The organism is Pseudodonghicola xiamenensis DSM 18339 (assembly GCF_000429365.1).
Taxonomy (GTDB): Bacteria; Pseudomonadota; Alphaproteobacteria; order Rhodobacterales; family Rhodobacteraceae; genus Pseudodonghicola; species Pseudodonghicola xiamenensis.
The window spans coordinates 1-16,919 of sequence record NZ_AUBS01000004.1 but is presented as its reverse complement, the minus strand read 5'-3'; the positions used below and the strand labels follow the sequence as shown (position 1 = coordinate 16,919).

The following is a 16,919-nucleotide window of genomic DNA, read 5'->3' as shown; positions in this document are numbered from 1 at the left end:
GGGGTTCACACCGAGAGATGACCGGGAATGCGCAGATGGCGGCGGGCGACCTCGACGAAGAGCGGATCGCGCCTGGCCGCCCAGACGGCAGCGATCTGGCCGACGGCCCAGATCAGGATCCCGACCAGCCAGAGCTGAAGCCCGAGGCCGACCGCACCGGCGAGCGTGCCATTCAGAATGGCGACCGAGCGTGGGGCTCCGCCGAGCAGGATCGGCTCGGTCAGCGCGCGGTGAACCGGCACGCTGAACCCCGGTACGGCGTCGAGGGCTTCGAAACTCACCGCCATCAGATCAGCGCTCCGCCACCAAAGCTGAAGAAGCTGAGGAAGAAGGACGAGGCCGCAAAGGCGATGGAAATCCCGAAGACAATCTGGATCAGCCGCCGGAAGCCACCGCCGGTATCGCCGAAAGCCAGCGTCAGACCGGTGACGATGATGATGATCACCGCCACGATCTTGGCCACCGGCCCCTCGACGGAGTCGAGGATGGATTGCAGCGGCGCTTCCCAGGGCATGGAAGACCCGGAGGCGTGGGCAGCCGGAGCGATGAACAGGCTGACATAAGTGGCGGCGACCGCAGTGGCGATGTGCTGGCGGATGCGCAAGGCGTGACGGATCATTCGGGGTCTCCTTGTTCGTGAGGGATGGCGGGTTCTGAAATGGCGGGGGAAATCCGGTAGTCGCCGTCCGGCCCCAGGCCCTCGACGCGGGCGAGTTCGGCCAGACGCCGTGCGGAGCCGCGCCCGGCCAGGACGGCCACGAGGTCGATGGTCTCCGCGATCATGGCGCGGGGCACGGTAACGACGGCTTCCTGGATGAGTTGCTCGAGACGGCGCAGCGCGCCGATCCCGGTACCGGCATGGATGGTGCCGATGCCGCCGGGATGGCCGGTGCCCCAGGCTTTGAGCAGGTCCAGCGCCTCGGCGCCACGCACCTCACCGATCGGAATACGATCGGGGCGCAGACGCAGCGAGGATCGGACAAGCTCCGATAGCGTGGCGACGCCATCTTTGGTCCGCATCGCCACGAGGTTCGGCGCGGCGCATTGCAGTTCCCGGGTATCCTCGATGATCACGACGCGATCCTGCGTCTTCGCTACCTCGGCGAGCAGCGCATTGGTTAGCGTGGTCTTGCCCGTGGACGTGCCGCCGGCGACGAGGATGTTGGCGCGGGTGGCGACCGCCAGACGCAGCGCCTCGGCCTGCATCCCGGTCATGATTCCGGCGGTGACGTAATCTTCGAGGGTGAAGACGGCGACGGCAGGTTTGCGGATGGCGAAGGCCGGAGCAGCGACCACGGGCGGAAGCAGCCCCTCGAAGCGCTCGCCGGTTTCCGGAAGCTCCGCAGAGACGCGAGGGGACAGTCCATGAACTTCGACGCCAACATGATGGGCGACCAGTCGAACGATGCGCTCGCCGTCCGCTGCGCTCAGCGTCTTGCCGCTGTCGGCCAGCCCCTCCGAAAGCCGGTCGACCCAGAGCCGCCCATCGGGGTTGAGCATCACCTCGACGGTCATGGGGTCGTCCAGAAACCCGGCGATCGCCGGCCCGAGCGCGGTGCGCAGCATCCGCGCGCCTCTCCGGTTCACTTCTGGTCTCTGATCGGTCTTCGCCATGCCGGCCCCGTTCCCTCACGGGCGCCTCCAACAGGCCGCCCTGGATCGGGGTCGATTAAGAAAGCCGTAAATGCCTACGGCTCAACAGGTTTCCGAGGGGCGTAGTAGCGCGGCGTGCAAAGACAGGTGATCGGTGGCCCGTACCCTAACCCATCCCACGGGGAAAGCGTCATGGTAACCGTCGCTAGAAAATGGTGTTACGGGCGGAGAGCAGTGGTTCGCTGCATGAGCAAGGCGGCGAAAGCTCATGCCTCAAAGCCGACCTTCGCTATGAACTAAGAAAGCAATCTTTACATGCATCGGGCTTATGCCTCATCAATGATGGCGTGTCCCGTTCCCGCCAAACAGTTTCAACAAAGTTGTTCAATGAAAAAGCTTCTAGATCCCATGCTGACCACACTGGCTGCCCACGGAGCAACACCACAAGGCATCAAGGATGCATTGACCTCCCCAGATGGCAGCCAATACATGAAATGCGCCTTTCAGGTGAACCCGTTCGCATATGGAAGCCGTCATTCCAAATCGAGTGGTTTTACAGATGAAAACCAGTACAATGATGCGATGGTTAAGGCTTGCCAGGAAAATGGTGTTCAGGTGGTCGCGCTTACCGATCACTTCCGTTTTGACGATTCCGAAAACTTAAGAGCGAAGTTGGAAGAGGCTGGGATCACAGTTTTCCCTGGCTTTGAAGCAAATTCCGCTGAAGGTGTACACATACTTTGCCTCTTTCCACCCGGAACATCTGGCACCGATATGAATGAAAATGTGGGTGCGTGCGATATTCGAAATCGCGACGATCCTTCACCCATTGCACGCAAAGGATTCGAGGAACTTCTCGAAGTTGTTAATGAGCGTGGCGGCATCACAATTTCAGCACACGTGACCCATAACAGTGGCTTGCTCAAAGAACTCGCCGGTCAGACGCGCATGAATGCATGGAAGTCGCCATTGCATTTTGCGTCAGCTATCCCTGGATCGCTTGGCGATGTGCCTACTGAATACCGGCAAATTTGCTTGAACAAAGATGGAGCGCACAAACGGGACCGGCCCGTCAGCTTTGTCAACGCATCTGACGTTTCAGCACCTGGGGATTTCGCGAAACCCGGCAATACGACCTTACTCAAAATGACAGAGGCCTCGATAGAAGGTTTGCGGCAGGCTTTTCTCGACGGTGAAAGCCGAATCATGCTCAACTCGGACGAAGCGCCATCTGAATTCGCGCGAGTTGTCGCCGTCGCTTGGGATGGCGGACTACTCGATGGACAGTACGTTGCGCTGAATGCTGGATTGAATGTTATGATTGGCGGTCGTGGCGCTGGCAAGTCCACAATCGTTGAAAGCCTGCGCTTCGCCTTTGACATACCACCGTTGGGTGCGGATGCCGCGAAGAGTCATGAATCGATGATCAAGCATCTATTGGGGTCGCGTTCAGCTGTTTCCGTCTTGATCTTTTCGCCAAGCCCGTCGCCCGGTTACTACCTTATTGAGCGCGCCTACAAACAGGAGGCCCGGGTTAGAAATCAGTCGGGTGAAATCGTGGCTGACCTGAAGCCCGGTGACATCATTTCTGACTTGGAGGTGTACGGCCAGCACGAGATTTCTGAGATCACGAGGCACAAAGGCCAGCTTGCCGAACTGCTTGGGCGATTTGTCGGTGCGGATAACGAAGCGGCGGTCAGTGAGGATGGGATCAGGGAACGCTTCCGAGCCTCTCGAAAGATAATCACGGACCTTGACGAAAAAATCGCCGAATTGGACCTTGCTTTGGCGGCTCTGCCTGGACTCAAGGAACAACTCAAACGCTTCGAAGAGACCGAGCTTGCGACCCGCCTGCAAGAACAGGCATCTGTCCAGTATGAACAACGAATACTCGACGACTTCTCCAACGCCATAACTGGATTTGGGAAAGAGGGAGACGCGTTAAAGCCGGACGGAGCATCCGCATCAACCGTTTTGCCGTCAGAAAAAGAGGTAAAACTCCCGCACAGGGATGACTTGGCCAATATCCAAGCGATTGCGCAGGATATGCACGACGCCAAAGTGCAAGCAGCAGAGATACTAGAAATAGCGGCTCAAAAGGCAACCGCCGATTTGGCTGCGATACGATCTGTGTGGCAGCCAAAGGCCGATGCTGTTGAGGCGACGTATAAGTCGCTCAAGAAAGAACTGGAGGGTGAGGGTTTCGATCCCGACGCTTATCTGACCGTGAAAAAACAGGTCGCTGTACTTGAACCGAAGCAAGGGGAGAAGGATCAGGCCGTTTCGGAACTCGCGATCGAACAAAAGTCGCGACAGAGCATAGTCGATGAATGGGAAAAGGCTGACCGAAAAGCCTATCGTGACCTTGAGATGGCCGCGAAGAAGGTCAGCAAAAAGCTAAAAGGAACGGTTCGGGCAAGTGTTCGCCCCAGTTCCGATTTGGGGCCACTGGAACAGATTTTGCGGGATGGAACTGAAGGGCAGATCAGTCAAGCCCTGACGAAGCTGCAAGAGCATGAGGACCTACTACCTTCGAAACTGGCCGCGACGATCCGTAAGGGTGCTCAAGCGCTCAGCGATGAATTCGGGTTCACCGATTCATCCTCTCAGAAGATCGCCGCTGGAGGCGAAACACTGGCCTTGCTGGTGGAAGAAGCGCGGATACCGCCCGAGGCCGTTATTGAACTCAACGTTGGTCGAGACGGGGCCGAGAACTGGAGGGAACTCGACCGCCTATCTGCCGGTCAAAAGGCCACGGCAGTTCTGATGCTGTTGCTTCTGGAGTCTGATGCCCCACTGATCATCGATCAACCCGAAGACGACCTCGATAACCAGTTCATTGCAGGGCATGTAGTCGATAAAATGCGCGTCGCCAAGAAGCAACGCCAGTTCTTGTTTTCAAGCCACAATCCAAATATCCCGGTTTTGGGCGACGCTGATCAGATAATTGGTCTCACGCCAGTCGTAGAAGATGGCGAAGATCGGACGAAGATCGATCAAAAGCTGTGCGGTTCGATCGACAAAGAAGAAGTCCAGGAGCTGATAAAGGAGCTTTTGGAAGGCGGCGAGCAGGCGTTTTCGACCCGCCGAAGGAAATATGGCTTTTAGCTTGGGCTAAATTGAACACGGCTGAAGTGGTGATTTAATGAACGAAGAAGACTGGTTGGAGATACTTCGCCACATTCAAGCGGAACTGCGAGAAATTGGCCTTCATTCAATAGCAGAACTCTCTGGCTATGAAGAAGAGACCCACGAAGCACGTCGAACATTTGGCGCGCGGAAGCTGTCAATCCTGATGCTTGAAGCCTTGGATCGGCACATGGCAATCCATTCGTCTGACACGGTAGATCTGGCGTTGAATATGATCCGAGAGAACAGTGATAGCAAAGGACTGGACGGTGCTATCTTGATTAATGACAGGGACGACATCGACGTTGAAGGGCGTGATCATGAAGAATTTCTCCAAGGTGACCCACGTATCCCCTCTGCCATGAAGGACCTGAGGAACTTGATCGGGCAGTTATTGGAGGCCGATAGTTCAGGCAGTGCTGATGGCGAGGATTTTGAATGATGTTGGATCAAGCCAAAGCCAAGAGGGCCATCTCTGCATTTTTCAATACACACAAAGCTTGCATGAAGGCGACATTGGTAAAGTCAAAAGGCGGAAAGATCTATGAACTTTATTGTTTGGCTAGAACGCTGGAATGGCTCCGATCCACTTATGGTGTGAGCATTCGGCTTGCAAACGGGACTGTGGTGAATTTCAAAGCCAGTCCAGGCAACATAGATCGTTCTAGATCTTTCTTCGTAGTGGCCAAGCACGGCAAGTTGTTAGAACTTCACACTGATATCCAGGTCCAAACACTAGGCGCATCAATGATTGGGGGTTGGATTGGAAAAAGTGGATACCACGAGATCGACTTGGTACTGATTGATCCAAGTGTTCATGATGGGGACATGCCACAGCACAGCGACGTGGTTTTGGGCGTTGAGTGCAAATCCAACGCCAAGTTCGAAAAGGGTATCGTGAAACAGGTTCTTGGCATTAGGCGTGAGCTTTCACTACTTAGCCAGCCAACTACTCATGAATTGGATCGGACGTTTGGGCCGGCTACTCACATTAGGGGCTACAGCCCATGCGTAAATGCCAACCCAGCATCATTGTATTGGCTGACGTACATAGACCAATCCGGAGATGATTATGCTGGTAGCCCCGGGTTCTTCTCAATCGAATTTAAGCACTGGCAACCATAGTCTGGGAAGTCCGGAAACCAGCAATGGAGCAGGAGCAAACGGCGAAGTCGGCTCTGTAGTATCGGCACCGCAGCGACAGACGAAGCCATAAATGGAGATTCAGAGCGGTTCGTAGCTCTAAATAAAATTTTACCAGACGGGTCCTTTCGGCGAAAACGTCAAGTTGCAGATGTAGCTAGCGCAGTATCCGAGACTAAAGTTTCCAATCAGCGAGTTCAGTTCTTTTCCCATGGCAAGTCCTCCTATAATTGACATCGGCCCAATTCCGAAAGTTCCAAGTGCGTAGAGGATGCCGGTCGCCAGAAGCAAAACAGCAAAAATCGACTTAAGTGTATGACGTTTTTGACACGGCGTTTCCGCCGAAAAAACCCGCTCATGGTATATGGGTTCAAGAATAGCTGTTTTCAAGTGTTTACGAATGACCTGTGTGGATGGCTCCCGCATAGCAAGGCTTAAATGAGATTGCGTGTACCTTTTCAGAAGCGGTCTTGTGTCCGGCCTGTTTGCGCGGACATTGCCGCTGGCCCTGATGGGATCCGCAGATCAGGTTCCTATCTGCTTTGCGGGCAATGTCGCCCGGGTCATTCGGCGGAGCGTCCTGATCGTTGCGGCTGAAGGGTACACCATCACATCGTCGGTCTTGCTATCTCGTGGTCGCGCCCCGACTTACGCGGCGTGCGGCTTGTAGGGCTCGTTCCTGGTCAGGACGGCCCACATGATCCGTGCCGTCTTGTTCGCCATTGCGACGGTCGCGAGCCGGGCTGGCTTTCTCTGTAACAGCTTCGTCAACCAGGGGTCGGCGCGCTCGGGATGATTGGCGACCTGCCGCACGCGCGATGTCATTCCGACCACGATGAGCTGGCGCAGATACCGATCGCCCATCTTGGTGATCTTTCCCAATCGCTCCTTACCGCCGCTGGAATGGTTGCGCGGTGTCAGCCCCAGCCATGCCGCAAATTCCCGACCGCTCCGGAACTGGCAGCCGGACCCGATCGTGGCTGCCACGGCCGAGGCCGTTACCGGCCCCACGCCGGGGATGGTCTGCAGGAGTTGGGCCTGGCGGCTGAGACGGGCCTGAATGCGCATCGTGATCTCGTACCAGCCGAGGCGGTTGTGCAGATCGACCAGCTGACGGCTGAGGACCCGAAGGACGTCCTGGGCGAGCTCGGGGAGTCCGGACTGCTTGCCATCGATGATCCCCTTCGCAAAGTCGATGGCCCGCGCCACGCCCCGAGCGATGGCGATGCCGAACTCCGCGGCCAGGCTCCGGAGCATGTTGATCAGCTGGGTACGCTGGCGAACCACGAAATCTCGTGCGCGGTGCAGTGACAAAAGCGCCTGCTGGTCCTCGGACTTGATCTCGACGAACCGCATCGTTGGTCGCGTGACCGCTTCGCAGATGGCTTCTGCATCGACCGCGTCGGACTTGCCCCGTTTCACGTAGGGTTTGACGTACATTGGCGGCATCAACCGGACTGTGTGACCCAGCTTCGAAAGCTCCCGCGCCCAGTGGTGGCTCGATGCGCAGGCTTCGATGCCGATGAGGCAGGGCGACAGTCTCTCGAAAAACCCCAGAACCTGCGCTCGGCGCAAAGGTCGGTTGAAGGCCACTTCGCCGCCTTCTGTCACTCCGTGGACGTGGAAGATGGTCTTGGCCAGGTCGAGGCCGACAGTGGTAACCTGCATGGGGTGGCTCCTCTCGATCGCAGATTCTGACACCTGCACTATGGCGCATTACGACGCCGGGGAGCGGGAGCCATCCACCCCATCTGGTTTGGTGAATGCTGCCTTGCGGCGCGAATTCTTCCGTCGAACGGCAGGTTTGGGCCGATCGGGTCGATCATGAAGATCGCTCCTACAGTCCCAACCCTTGTGGCTGAGGCCGGTGGCACCTCTTTCAGCTACTTGGCCGGCCGTCCACATCTTCCGACACCTCCTGCCGCAGCTTCGGCCCCTGCGCGAGGCGCCGACCGAGCGCCGAGATAAATGCCTCATAGCGCTCCCCAGCCTTCGCCCGTGCGGCTTTCGCCGCGGGTTCCGGCAGAGCCGGTGTTGTTGCCAACCAGAAACGGATGAACACGGCCAGGCTTTCAACAGAAATCCCGACATCACGTTCCAGCCGTGTGATCCGTCTGTCGATCTGATCCAGGCGCCTCGCTAGAACCGCCTCGCGGCGCTCCGCGTCATCCGGAGAGAGGAAGGATGCGATCGCGGCCTCGGCCACCATCGATTGGGATCTGTCACGCCGCGCGGCAAACTCCGCCAGCATTTGCATGACCTCGGGATCGAGATAGACCGAGATCTTCGTCTTCTTGCGGCTGGTAGTCATGATCAAAGCTCCATGCCATCATCGCGATTGAGGGAGACCTGCCGCGCGACACCGCGCATCTGCTGCATGATGCGCCGATTGCGGATGGCGCCATCCTCCTCATCCTCGGGTGGGTCGAATTCAAACTCGTTCTCAAAGGGGGACTGCCTGTCGACCGGCTGAGGCTGCGCCAGCTCCGGCTGAAGACGGCGCTCCGACGCTGTCGGGTCCTCTTCCCCCGCTCCCATCTCGGATACTCGCTCTTGCTCGTCGTCCTGCACTGGAACTGCAAGACTGCTCCAGTCATCCTCCCCTGAGGCGCCCACATCCACCAAGTCGGGTGGCGGCAAGACCCGCTCGGCAAACCGCGTATCTTCGTAATACCGTGCTTTCGTCGCCCGGATCGGCGGAGTGCCGGCCACCATGACGATCTCATCGGTTGGCGGCAGCTGCATGATTTCTCCGGGCGTGAGCAAGGCCCGCGCAGTTTCCGATCGGGACACCATGAGATGGCTGAGCCAGGGCGCCAGACGGTGCCCGGCGTAGTTCTTCATCGCCTTCATCTCGGTGGCGGTGCCGAGGGCATCAGAGACGCGCTTGGCCGTGCGCTCATCATTGGTCGCGAAGCTCACCCGGACGTGGCAATTGTCGAGGATCGAATTATTCGGGCCGTAGGCCTTCTCGATCTGGTTCAGCGACTGGGCGATGAGGAAGCTCTTCAGCCCGTAGCCCGCCATGAAGGCCAGCGCGCTCTCGAAGAAATCCAACCGGCCGAGTGCCGGGAACTCATCAAGCATCAGCAGCAGCCGATGCCGGTCATCCTTGCCCTGCAGATCTTCGGTCAGCCGTCGGCCGACCTGGTTGAGGATCAGTCGGATGAGCGGCTTGGTGCGATTGATGTCCGAAGGCGGCACCACGAGGTAGAGCGTGACTGGTCGCGTGCCCCCGACAATATCGCCGATCCGCCAGTCGCAGCGGCGCGTGACCTGTGCGACCACGGGGTCTCGATAGAGGCCAAGGAAAGACATCGCCGTCGAAAGCACACCGGAGCGTTCATTCTCGGACTTGTTGAGCAATTCACGGGCGGCACTGGCGACCACGGGATGCGGCCCCGCTTCGCCCAGGTGCGACGTCCGCATCATCGCGCGGAGCGTGGACTCCACAGGACGCCGCGGGTCGGAGAGGAAGTTGGCGACACCGGCCAGCGTCTTGTCCTTCTCGGCATAGAGGACATGCAGGATCGCCCCGACCAGCAGGCTGTGGCTGGTCTTCTCCCAGTGGTTTCGCCGCTCCAGACTTCCCTCGGGGTCAACGAGGATGTCGGCGATGTTCTGGACATCGCGAACTTCCCACTCCCCGCGGCGCACTTCGAGCAGGGGGTTGTAGGCCGAAGAGTTCGGATTGGTTGGATCGAAGAGGAGGACCCGACCGTGCCGGGCCCGGAACCCTGCGGTCAACTGCCAGTTCTCCCCCTTGATGTCATGAACGATGGCCGAGCCGGGCCAGGTGAGAAGAGAGGGTACGACGAGCCCGACCCCCTTGCCGGATCGCGTCGGCGCGAAGCAAAGCACATGTTCCGGCCCATCGTGGCGCAGATATTCCCGCTCATAGCGACCCAGGACCACGCCATCCGGGTCAAGAAGTCCGGCCGCCTTCACCTCGCCCTTCTCGGCCCATCGGGCAGATCCATAGGTCGCAACGTTGCGGGCCTCGCGCGCGCGCCAGACCGACATGGCGATGGCCACACCGATGGCGATGAATCCACCCGAGGCGGCGATGATCCCGCCCGTCGCGAAGACCGGTGGCGCGTAGGCCTCGTAGAAATACCACCACCAGAAGATGGCCGGTGGATAGTAGACGGGCGTCCCGAACAGCACGAACCAGGGCGGGCCCAGCTGTGCCTGATAGCCGAGGCTCGCGGCCACGTATTGCGTCGCTCCCCAGGTGGTGGCCAGAATGATGAGGAAGACGATGGAGATCTGGCCCCAGAGGATCTTGGTCGCGGACATGACTGTCGCTCCTTTCCGGTGTGTTGATCAGAGGCCGAGGCCGCGCTTACGGCCAAAGTCCCAGTCCACTCCGCCGTCCCCGCGCGCGACGCCGGTGACATCCCGGCCGAGATGCTTTTCGAGAGACGGAGACCAGGGCAGCAGCTGGAAGCCGAGAGCGCCGTCGGCACCGTAGCCTTCGATCATGGCAAAACGGCCCGATGCCAGCGCGAGACGCTGGCGATAGATACCGCTGACGTAGTCACCCGGATTCGCCTTGTTGAACGGCAACCCGGTTTCCGCTGCGAGCTGCGTGCCAACCGCCTGCAGCTCCCGGTCGCGCAAGGTTCCGAGCAGGCGCCGGGCAAAGACCACCCTGCCGTCCCGCCGCTCTCCTAGCCCTTCCGTGACCAGGTGCTCGGCCCGGGCTTCCAGGGCCTCCCGGACCTCGGCACCGAAGCCCTGGTCCGACAAGGCGAGCGGGTCGCGCGCGATTGCCTGCCGGTCGAGCCAGGTGGCCCCGGACGCGGAGACCTGCGCAGCAAGGTCCAGGTCGGACCGAGCCGCCAGTGCGACGCGACGCTGGCCGCGCGCATCGTCATAGGCGCGGAGTTCCACAATCGAGCCTGGGGCGCCGTCGCCGGCGGCGTCGAGATGAGGCAGACGGATATGGTGGCTCCGGCCATCGACACCATCGACGACGGCATAGGCTGTCCCCTTCAGCTCGTCATCGAGGCCCCGCTGGACCAGACGACCGATGACGGGAACATCGAGGCTCTCCGCGGCAAGGACGTAACTCGAGGACCCGCGCTCAATCCCCCGTTCCGTCAGAGCACGATGCATCCGCTTGATGATGTCGCCACGCTCCCCCATCTCGCGCAGAACAGCTTCGGCATCGTCCCTGATGTGCCATTGCGACTGTCCGATCTGGTCGGCGACGCCGAGCACTTCCAGCCGGCGCAGCCGCCCGACCTTCAGCGCGTGAAACGCATCCGGCTGCCGATCCGCATCAGGCGCCATGTCGAGGATGCGGGAACACCCGGCATCCCGGAGCAACTGACGATCGAGCTGCGTCCAGCGCTCGGCCCCGATCTGACGTTCAAGCGTCTGGCGGATGTCGAGATCACTGCGTGGGCCCAGTTCCTGGGTGATGAGATCCCGTGCCCTGTCGCGCATGCCCTCCTTGATGTAGTCCCGCGAGATCACGAGATCCTGGCCGTCGTCGCGCACGCCCCGAACGATCAGATGGACATGGGGGTGGGCGGTGTTCCAGTGATCGACACCGACCCAATCAAGGGACGTGCCGAGATCCTGTTCCATCCGCCCGACGAGATCGCGGGTGAAGGATTGCAGGTCAGACATGTCCGGCGCGTCGTCGGGTGAGACGATGAAACGGAAATGATGACGGTCATCGCGACACCGCTCGGCAAAGGTCCGGCCATCGGCATCCTCCGTTCCGGGCCCGAAGAGCCTGGCCTTCTCCCCGTCGCGGGTCACGCCGTCTCGGCGCAGGTAATCGAGGTGGGCTCCGAGGGGCACGGATTTCCCGCTGTGCCGGACTACACGCGCCTTGACCACCGCGCCGCGCGTGCGGGTGGTGATGAGGCGGTTGGCCTGAATACTGGCGCGCTGACCGTTCCCGAAACGGGACCGATTGCCTGGGGTGACGCGCCCGGCCCGCGAGACGCCACCACCGGCTTTTTTCGCTGCGGCCAGGGCCTGTGCGATGAAGGGCCGGGCCTGCTGCGCCCGGGTGGAGCGGATACGTCCCGGACGGATGCGGAACTCGCGATCATCGGGCATGGGAGGCCCCCACACAGTGCGAAACCGCACTGAATATCAGAGCGTTAGGCACATCTCGCACAGTGCGGGCACGCGCCACACGGTGCGGAGCGCGGCAAAAACATGAACAAAAACAACCGTCCAACCGCCGCGCACCGTGCGCCCTTTTATCCTGCCATCTTTCGGTCGTGGTGCCCGCCACCACCGGCCGTCCCCTCAAACGCACGCCAGAGCACGATAGAATGCGAAGTGTCGTCGCGCGGATCATGGCCGGGCCTCACCAGTCTCCGGCTGGACGAAGAGGCCCTCAGATCGCGGGGTGAGGCCCGCCTGCGGCACCGCCGGGACGGGTGAAGGAGCGCCGCCGACCGTTCGGTCAGGCAACACAGGATCGGTTGCAAGCGTCCCGTCGTCGCGGCTGATGAAGATCGCCGCCTCACGCCAATCGCGTGGTCGTGCTGCAGTGATACCGGTGCCCGATGGCCGCTCGCCAAGCAGAACGGGTGCAAGCGCAGCGACATAGGCACGTGTCTCGGGAGGCAGCGGACGATCCGCCAGTCGGTATTCTTCGTAACGAGCAGGACCGGCATTATAGGACGCCAGCATCGCCGCGACATTGCCATAGCGGTCCCACATCTCGCGCAGATAGGCCGTGCCCGCGAGGATGTTGTCACGCGGATCGTAAGGGTCTCGGCCAAGACCATGACGGATGCGCAGCCCCGCCCAGGTGTCGGGCATGACCTGCATCAGCCCCATCGCGCCAGCGGAAGAAACCGCACGCAGATCGCCCGCACTCTCTGCCCGCATCACGGCCATGATCCAGGTCGTCGGAATGCCGAAGCGCTGCGATGCCTCGGTGACCTGGGCGGCGTAGGGACGCGCGGCGATTGCGTGTTCGGGCACATCGGTTTGCGCCAAGAGCGGCTGCGTGGCGGTGACCGGGATGAGGAGACCGGAAAGAAGAAGGAGGAGAATGCGGCGGCAGATGCCACCTCTCCCCGAGGCGGGACGGGTGCTGGACATGATCATGGTCAGTCCTGCTCATCGCGCTTCTTCGGGCGGGTCCAGTGCAGCCCCCAGTCCCTGCCCTCCTCATCCGACTGGAACAGGCGGGCGCGGATCGGATGCCGGAAAACCGGATCATCGAGCAGGACCGAAATGAACGCCCCTGCGGTCTCGCCGGTATGTTTCCAGCCCGCGCCAACCTCCGGACCCTCCTCGTCACCGAGGTGGATACGATAGGCAGGAGCCTTCTCGGTATCGACGTTCTCGGTTGGAACAAAGGTCAGCTCCAAGTCGAGTGAGAGCGTGCGAAGTTGTCCGGAATAGCCGGACGGGGTGCGTGTGAATTGGCCGATCTGTGGCATTGGAAGCTCCTTCCTCATGCGGTGAATGGGAGGCAGGCCGCTGGCACGTCCCGCCATAGCGCGCGTCACCGCTCCGGCGCGTGCCAGACGAGGCGGCCATCGCCACCCTCGTCGGTGAACAGTGGACTGGCCCGGCCGATCACTGCCGAGGTGGGGAACGGACCGAAGTAGCGGCCATCGAAGCTGTCAGAGACCGCCGGGTTCATCAGGAAGACCTCGCCCTCTACGATGGTGCGGCAGCCCTGCCAGACGGGAAGATCGCGGCCCTGGCTGTCGCGCTCTCGCGCCTCCCCCAGGTGTCTGCCATCGACGGTGATCGCGGCGCCGTCACGGCAGACCCGTTGTCCCGGCAGCCCGATGACGTGCTTCAGGATCGGCGTATCGCGACCGACATAGCCGCGCGCGGCCATGAAACCCGCAAGGGGTTCGGGCGGCATAACGGCGACCAGATCTGGCACCTCGAGCCGGCCCACCGGCGCGATGGTGTAGAAACCAATCGGCACGCTGGCCGAGGCGTTCCAGACCAGCCGTGGCGCAGTCGGAATGCTGCTGGCGATGACAATGGCGAGCGCCGCGACCGTCACCATGGTGTAGCGGGCGTGGGTCATTGCGTTCGCCCCTTCGAAAGCTCCACCGGAGCTTTCGACACGCTGCGCGAACCGGTGCTCACTCCACCGCGCCGGAGCCATGCGGCATGGCGTTCCGCCGTATAGGGTCGCGGCGCTTCGCCCGCCTTCATCCAGTGGGCGACATGACGCCAGTGATCGGGATCGACCTCGGCAGGATCGATGCCGAGACCCTCGATGGCATCGACATGGCGGAGGACCTTCTCGACCTTGGGCCAGCCTTCGATCTTCAACAAAATCTCGCCACCTGGGCGCACGAAGGGCAGCGTCTGACAGGCGCTGCCAGGCGCGACCGCGCGCACGATGTCGATGCGCGAGACGACGGTTCCATAGTCATTCGCCACCCAGCGGACGAAGGCAAACACGGAGCCGGGACGGAAGAAGACAATGCGGCGACTGCGGTCCAGGACCTGCTCCCCTGCCCCATTGCCGAACCGGATCCAGAACTCGGTCCGCTTCTCCAGCCAGATCAATTCGACACGGGTCATGCCATCGAAGCTGAAAGAGTAACCCACAGTCCCAGACGAATTGTCTGGCCCCAGAATGATGCTCATCACCGATCTCCCGGTAGATCGAGTGGAAGGCGTGCCAAGACGGGGCGACTGACAGAGTCGGATGCGGGACTGTCCGGGAGCGATCCGGCAGCGCCAGGCATGCTCGGTGCGTCCGGTTTCTCAGCCTTTCGAAGGCCCCCGGCTGCGCTGCGGATGATGTTCTCCACATCATCTGCGCGCTCTTCAAAGTTAGAGTCTTCGTTAGACTCTAAGTTAAGGGAGCGATTTCCGATTTTACTTCCGTACGTTACACCCTGTTTGGGTTCCTGATAGCACGAGCCACCGGTTCCTGATGGCACGATAGTCGGGGTTCCCGATAGCACGAGCGCATTCACAGGTTTTCCACAGCCGGGAGTGGGCTCGAAAGCCAGCAGCTTGCGGCCACCAACTTCAGTTTCGAGAAAGAGTGTGTAGCCCGGCAGCGGCTGCCGCCGGATGATGTCGCGAAGCTCGAAGGCAAACCGCTTGAAGGGGGACAGCGCCCCGGACTTCTGGTGAAGATGATGGAAATCGAAACGCCAACCTTCCCGTTGCCTGCCACCATGCTTGCGCACCAGGCGATAGAGCCAACGGTCGAGCCCGCCAGTCAGGTCGAAATAAGCCCGGTCGATGGTGAGGATCAGCGCATTGTCGAGCACGGCCTGGTAGAACCAGTCGGGCACGATCAACTCGATGCCGTCCGGGCGCCCCTCCCTGTCGCTGCGCTCCTGCCATTCGTTGATCCAGGAGAAGCGGTGGCGGCGTCCTTCCGCCGGCTGGCGGATCGAGGTGGAGATCGTCGTCGACTGCAGACGATCCAGCGCCGCCTTCAGGCGCTGGTAATCCCGCGAACTGGTTCCGCGGCCGACATAGGTGAGGATCTCGTATGGAGTGGCGGCCATCAGCCGGGAGGTGCGCAGACCCGCGTCACGCGCCTCGACGATCTGGCTCGCCGCCCAAATCAGGATGTCGGCGTCCCAGATCGTGGCCATGCCGTGATCGGGAACAGCCTCGACCCGGATGCTGACGCTGCCAGCGGCAAAGTCGATCGGCGCAACGCGCTTCGACTTGGCGAGCGAGAAGAAAGGATAGGCCATGAGGTCCTGCGCATCTCTTGGGGCGAAGTCACCGGGCAGCGCGCGGAACAGATCGAGCTGTCCGCGCTCGGAGCGGGGTTTGCGTCCATCGGTCATGACGGCATTGCCGCTGCGTCAGCGCACGAAGCGGCCGGGCTGCTGGAGATTGGCGAGCGTGTGGCGTTTCGCTGGCAGCACCTGTCCGCGCGGGTCGGAGGTCGAGGTGACAGCGCCGCGTCCAACCCAGGCCTGCAGGTCCTCGATCGCATAGACCACACGCCCGCCCAGCTTGTGGTAGGCGGGACCGGTGCCGTAGGTCCTGTGCTTCTCCAACGTGCGAGCGGACAGGCTGAGGAACTGCGCGGCTTCCTTGGTGCGCAGATAGCGCGGGGGAAGTTCGGTTGAGATGGCGGACATCGGGCGTCTCCCTGCTGTGTGTGACCAGTGCCGCGAAACAGCGGCTGATGACGGTCACGATGGCGAAGCGCGTCCGGTCAGATGCAGTGGGGAGTTGGCAGGGGTAAATTCGCACACCGCGGTGCGGGATCGCGGACCTAGAGGCGGCGCTGGTGACGCAGGAGCTTGCGATAGCCGCCAGCGATCAGGTCACGCCCCTCACGAAGGAGACTGGAGACGGCAAAACGGGCCGAGGAGACCTGCCATTCATCGCGGTCCAGATGACCGGTACGGAACAGCACCTCGGCGATCTGCTTCTGGGTCGCGCCGTCGAAGGCGGCGTCGGAGGCTTGAAGGACACGCCGCAGGCGTGCTTTCTGCTGCGCGGTCAGGCGGGTGTCGCGGGGGATTGATCGACGGCGGTGCAGGTCCGCCAGGAGCCGCTGGATCGCCTCCATGCGGTCAAGCCCCTCGGAGCCGAGAGGAACAGTGGCAACAAGCCGACCACGGTGTTTCAGGGGAGCGACGAGATGCAGGTATGTCCCGTCCGGCAGCCTGTGGCGCAGGTGCTTGCCAATGGGGGATGCCCTGCCCTTCGGGGCGACTATCTCACAGCCGAGGGCGTCTGTCTCTTCAGCAATTACCTCAGGGGCGACCGCGAGGATCAGGGACTATCCTGAATTTTGTGCGCTGACGTGGTAACTGCTCGAAGAGGAGACCCACGTATGAGCATCGATAAAGAGATCTTGGACCGATTGATGGAAGGCCGCGCGCCTGGTGATTTGTTTGGCAAGGACGGCATTCTGTCCGAGCTGACAAAGGCGCTGGCGGAACGGGCACTGAGCACGGAGATGGACGTCCATCTCGGTGAAGAACGCGCCGAGGAAGCCCCTGAGGGGTATAATCAGCCGGCCAATCGGCGCAATGGCAGCAGTCAGAAGACCGTGACCACCGACAGCGGCAAGGTCGTTCTGGACATCCCCCGCGACCGGAACG

The 16,919-nt window shown here is 61.1% G+C and carries 18 protein-coding genes; 4 read left to right on the top strand and 14 right to left on the bottom strand.

Features of this window, described 5'->3' with window-relative positions:
* Positions 1 to 5: 5 nt before the first annotated feature.
* The 3 genes from G455_RS0106415 to trbB are packed head-to-tail and all read right to left on the bottom strand — an operon-like array spanning position 6 to position 1,566.
* Positions 6 to 287, bottom strand: a complete 282-nt coding sequence (locus G455_RS0106415) for a VirB3 family type IV secretion system protein (protein ID WP_028092937.1) — start codon at positions 285 to 287, stop codon at positions 6 to 8.
* The gene (locus tag G455_RS0106410; RefSeq protein ID WP_028092936.1) at positions 287 to 619 is read right to left on the bottom strand and encodes a TrbC/VirB2 family protein; all 333 of its coding nucleotides are present in this window, start codon (positions 617 to 619) and stop codon (positions 287 to 289) included. The genes G455_RS0106415 and G455_RS0106410 overlap by 1 nt, the downstream gene beginning before the upstream one ends.
* On the bottom strand, positions 616 to 1,566 hold the full coding sequence (trbB, locus tag G455_RS0106405) for a P-loop NTPase family protein (RefSeq protein ID WP_456153977.1): 951 nt from the start codon (positions 1,564 to 1,566) through the stop codon (positions 616 to 618). Before trbB ends, G455_RS0106410 begins: the two co-directional genes overlap by 4 nt.
* Positions 1,567 to 1,980: 414 nt before the next feature.
* Here trbB and G455_RS0106400 point away from each other — a divergent pair, with 414 nt between their 5' ends.
* Genes G455_RS0106400 through G455_RS26360 form a run of 3 tightly spaced genes read left to right on the top strand, consistent with a single transcriptional unit; the run spans position 1,981 to position 5,847 of the window.
* Entirely contained in the window at positions 1,981 to 4,701 is a 2,721-nt protein-coding gene (locus tag G455_RS0106400) for a TrlF family AAA-like ATPase (protein WP_154664352.1), read from the top strand.
* Between the two features lie 37 nt (positions 4,702 to 4,738).
* Positions 4,739 to 5,164 carry a hypothetical protein gene (locus tag G455_RS0106395; protein WP_028092933.1) on the top strand — a complete coding sequence of 142 codons (426 nt, stop codon included), beginning with the start codon at positions 4,739 to 4,741 and terminating at the stop codon, positions 5,162 to 5,164.
* A complete protein-coding gene (locus G455_RS26360; RefSeq protein WP_154664351.1) occupies positions 5,161 to 5,847 on the top strand; it encodes a hypothetical protein in 687 nt (228 codons plus the stop codon). The genes G455_RS0106395 and G455_RS26360 overlap by 4 nt, the downstream gene beginning before the upstream one ends.
* 666 nt (positions 5,848 to 6,513) lie before the next feature.
* Here the strand turns inward: G455_RS26360 and G455_RS0106390 are convergent.
* From G455_RS0106390 to G455_RS0106340, 11 genes are all read right to left on the bottom strand, one after another.
* Complete coding sequence (locus G455_RS0106390; protein WP_028092932.1) at positions 6,514 to 7,533, bottom strand: IS110 family RNA-guided transposase; 1,020 nt, start codon at positions 7,531 to 7,533, stop codon at positions 6,514 to 6,516.
* 211 nt (positions 7,534 to 7,744) lie between these two features.
* The gene (locus G455_RS0106385; RefSeq protein ID WP_028092931.1) at positions 7,745 to 8,176 is read right to left on the bottom strand and encodes a hypothetical protein; all 432 of its coding nucleotides are present in this window, start codon (positions 8,174 to 8,176) and stop codon (positions 7,745 to 7,747) included.
* 2 nt (positions 8,177 to 8,178) lie between these two features.
* Positions 8,179 to 10,164 carry a conjugal transfer protein TraG gene (locus G455_RS0106380; RefSeq protein ID WP_028092930.1) on the bottom strand — a complete coding sequence of 662 codons (1,986 nt, stop codon included), beginning with the start codon at positions 10,162 to 10,164 and terminating at the stop codon, positions 8,179 to 8,181.
* 27 nt (positions 10,165 to 10,191) lie between these two features.
* The gene (locus G455_RS0106375) at positions 10,192 to 11,946 is read right to left on the bottom strand and encodes a relaxase/mobilization nuclease domain-containing protein (protein ID WP_028092929.1); all 1,755 of its coding nucleotides are present in this window, start codon (positions 11,944 to 11,946) and stop codon (positions 10,192 to 10,194) included.
* Between the two features lie 243 nt (positions 11,947 to 12,189).
* A complete protein-coding gene (locus G455_RS23485; protein WP_035366283.1) occupies positions 12,190 to 12,954 on the bottom strand; it encodes a lytic transglycosylase domain-containing protein in 765 nt (254 codons plus the stop codon).
* A 2-nt stretch (positions 12,955 to 12,956) separates the two neighbouring features.
* Positions 12,957 to 13,292 (bottom strand): DUF736 domain-containing protein, encoded by a 336-nt coding sequence (locus tag G455_RS0106365; protein WP_028092928.1) that lies wholly within the window; start codon positions 13,290 to 13,292, stop codon positions 12,957 to 12,959.
* A gap of 65 nt (positions 13,293 to 13,357) precedes the next feature.
* Positions 13,358 to 13,900: a S26 family signal peptidase gene (locus G455_RS0106360; protein WP_028092927.1), complete on the bottom strand. Its 543-nt coding sequence runs from the start codon at positions 13,898 to 13,900 to the stop codon at positions 13,358 to 13,360.
* On the bottom strand, positions 13,897 to 14,406 hold the full coding sequence (locus tag G455_RS23480) for a DUF2840 domain-containing protein (RefSeq protein WP_456153976.1): 510 nt from the start codon (positions 14,404 to 14,406) through the stop codon (positions 13,897 to 13,899). The genes G455_RS0106360 and G455_RS23480 overlap by 4 nt, the downstream gene beginning before the upstream one ends.
* A gap of 65 nt (positions 14,407 to 14,471) precedes the next feature.
* Positions 14,472 to 15,644 (bottom strand): replication initiator protein A, encoded by a 1,173-nt coding sequence (locus G455_RS0106350; RefSeq protein WP_028092926.1) that lies wholly within the window; start codon positions 15,642 to 15,644, stop codon positions 14,472 to 14,474.
* A gap of 18 nt (positions 15,645 to 15,662) precedes the next feature.
* Positions 15,663 to 15,944 carry a helix-turn-helix transcriptional regulator gene (locus tag G455_RS0106345; protein WP_028092925.1) on the bottom strand — a complete coding sequence of 94 codons (282 nt, stop codon included), beginning with the start codon at positions 15,942 to 15,944 and terminating at the stop codon, positions 15,663 to 15,665.
* 137 nt (positions 15,945 to 16,081) lie between these two features.
* Positions 16,082 to 16,441: a DUF2285 domain-containing protein gene (locus G455_RS0106340; protein ID WP_268246068.1), complete on the bottom strand. Its 360-nt coding sequence runs from the start codon at positions 16,439 to 16,441 to the stop codon at positions 16,082 to 16,084.
* Positions 16,442 to 16,648: 207 nt separating this feature from the next.
* Here G455_RS0106340 and G455_RS23475 point away from each other — a divergent pair.
* Positions 16,649 to 16,919, top strand: a 271-nt coding sequence (locus tag G455_RS23475) for a transposase (RefSeq protein WP_205620461.1), incomplete at its 3' end; no start/stop codon positions are given.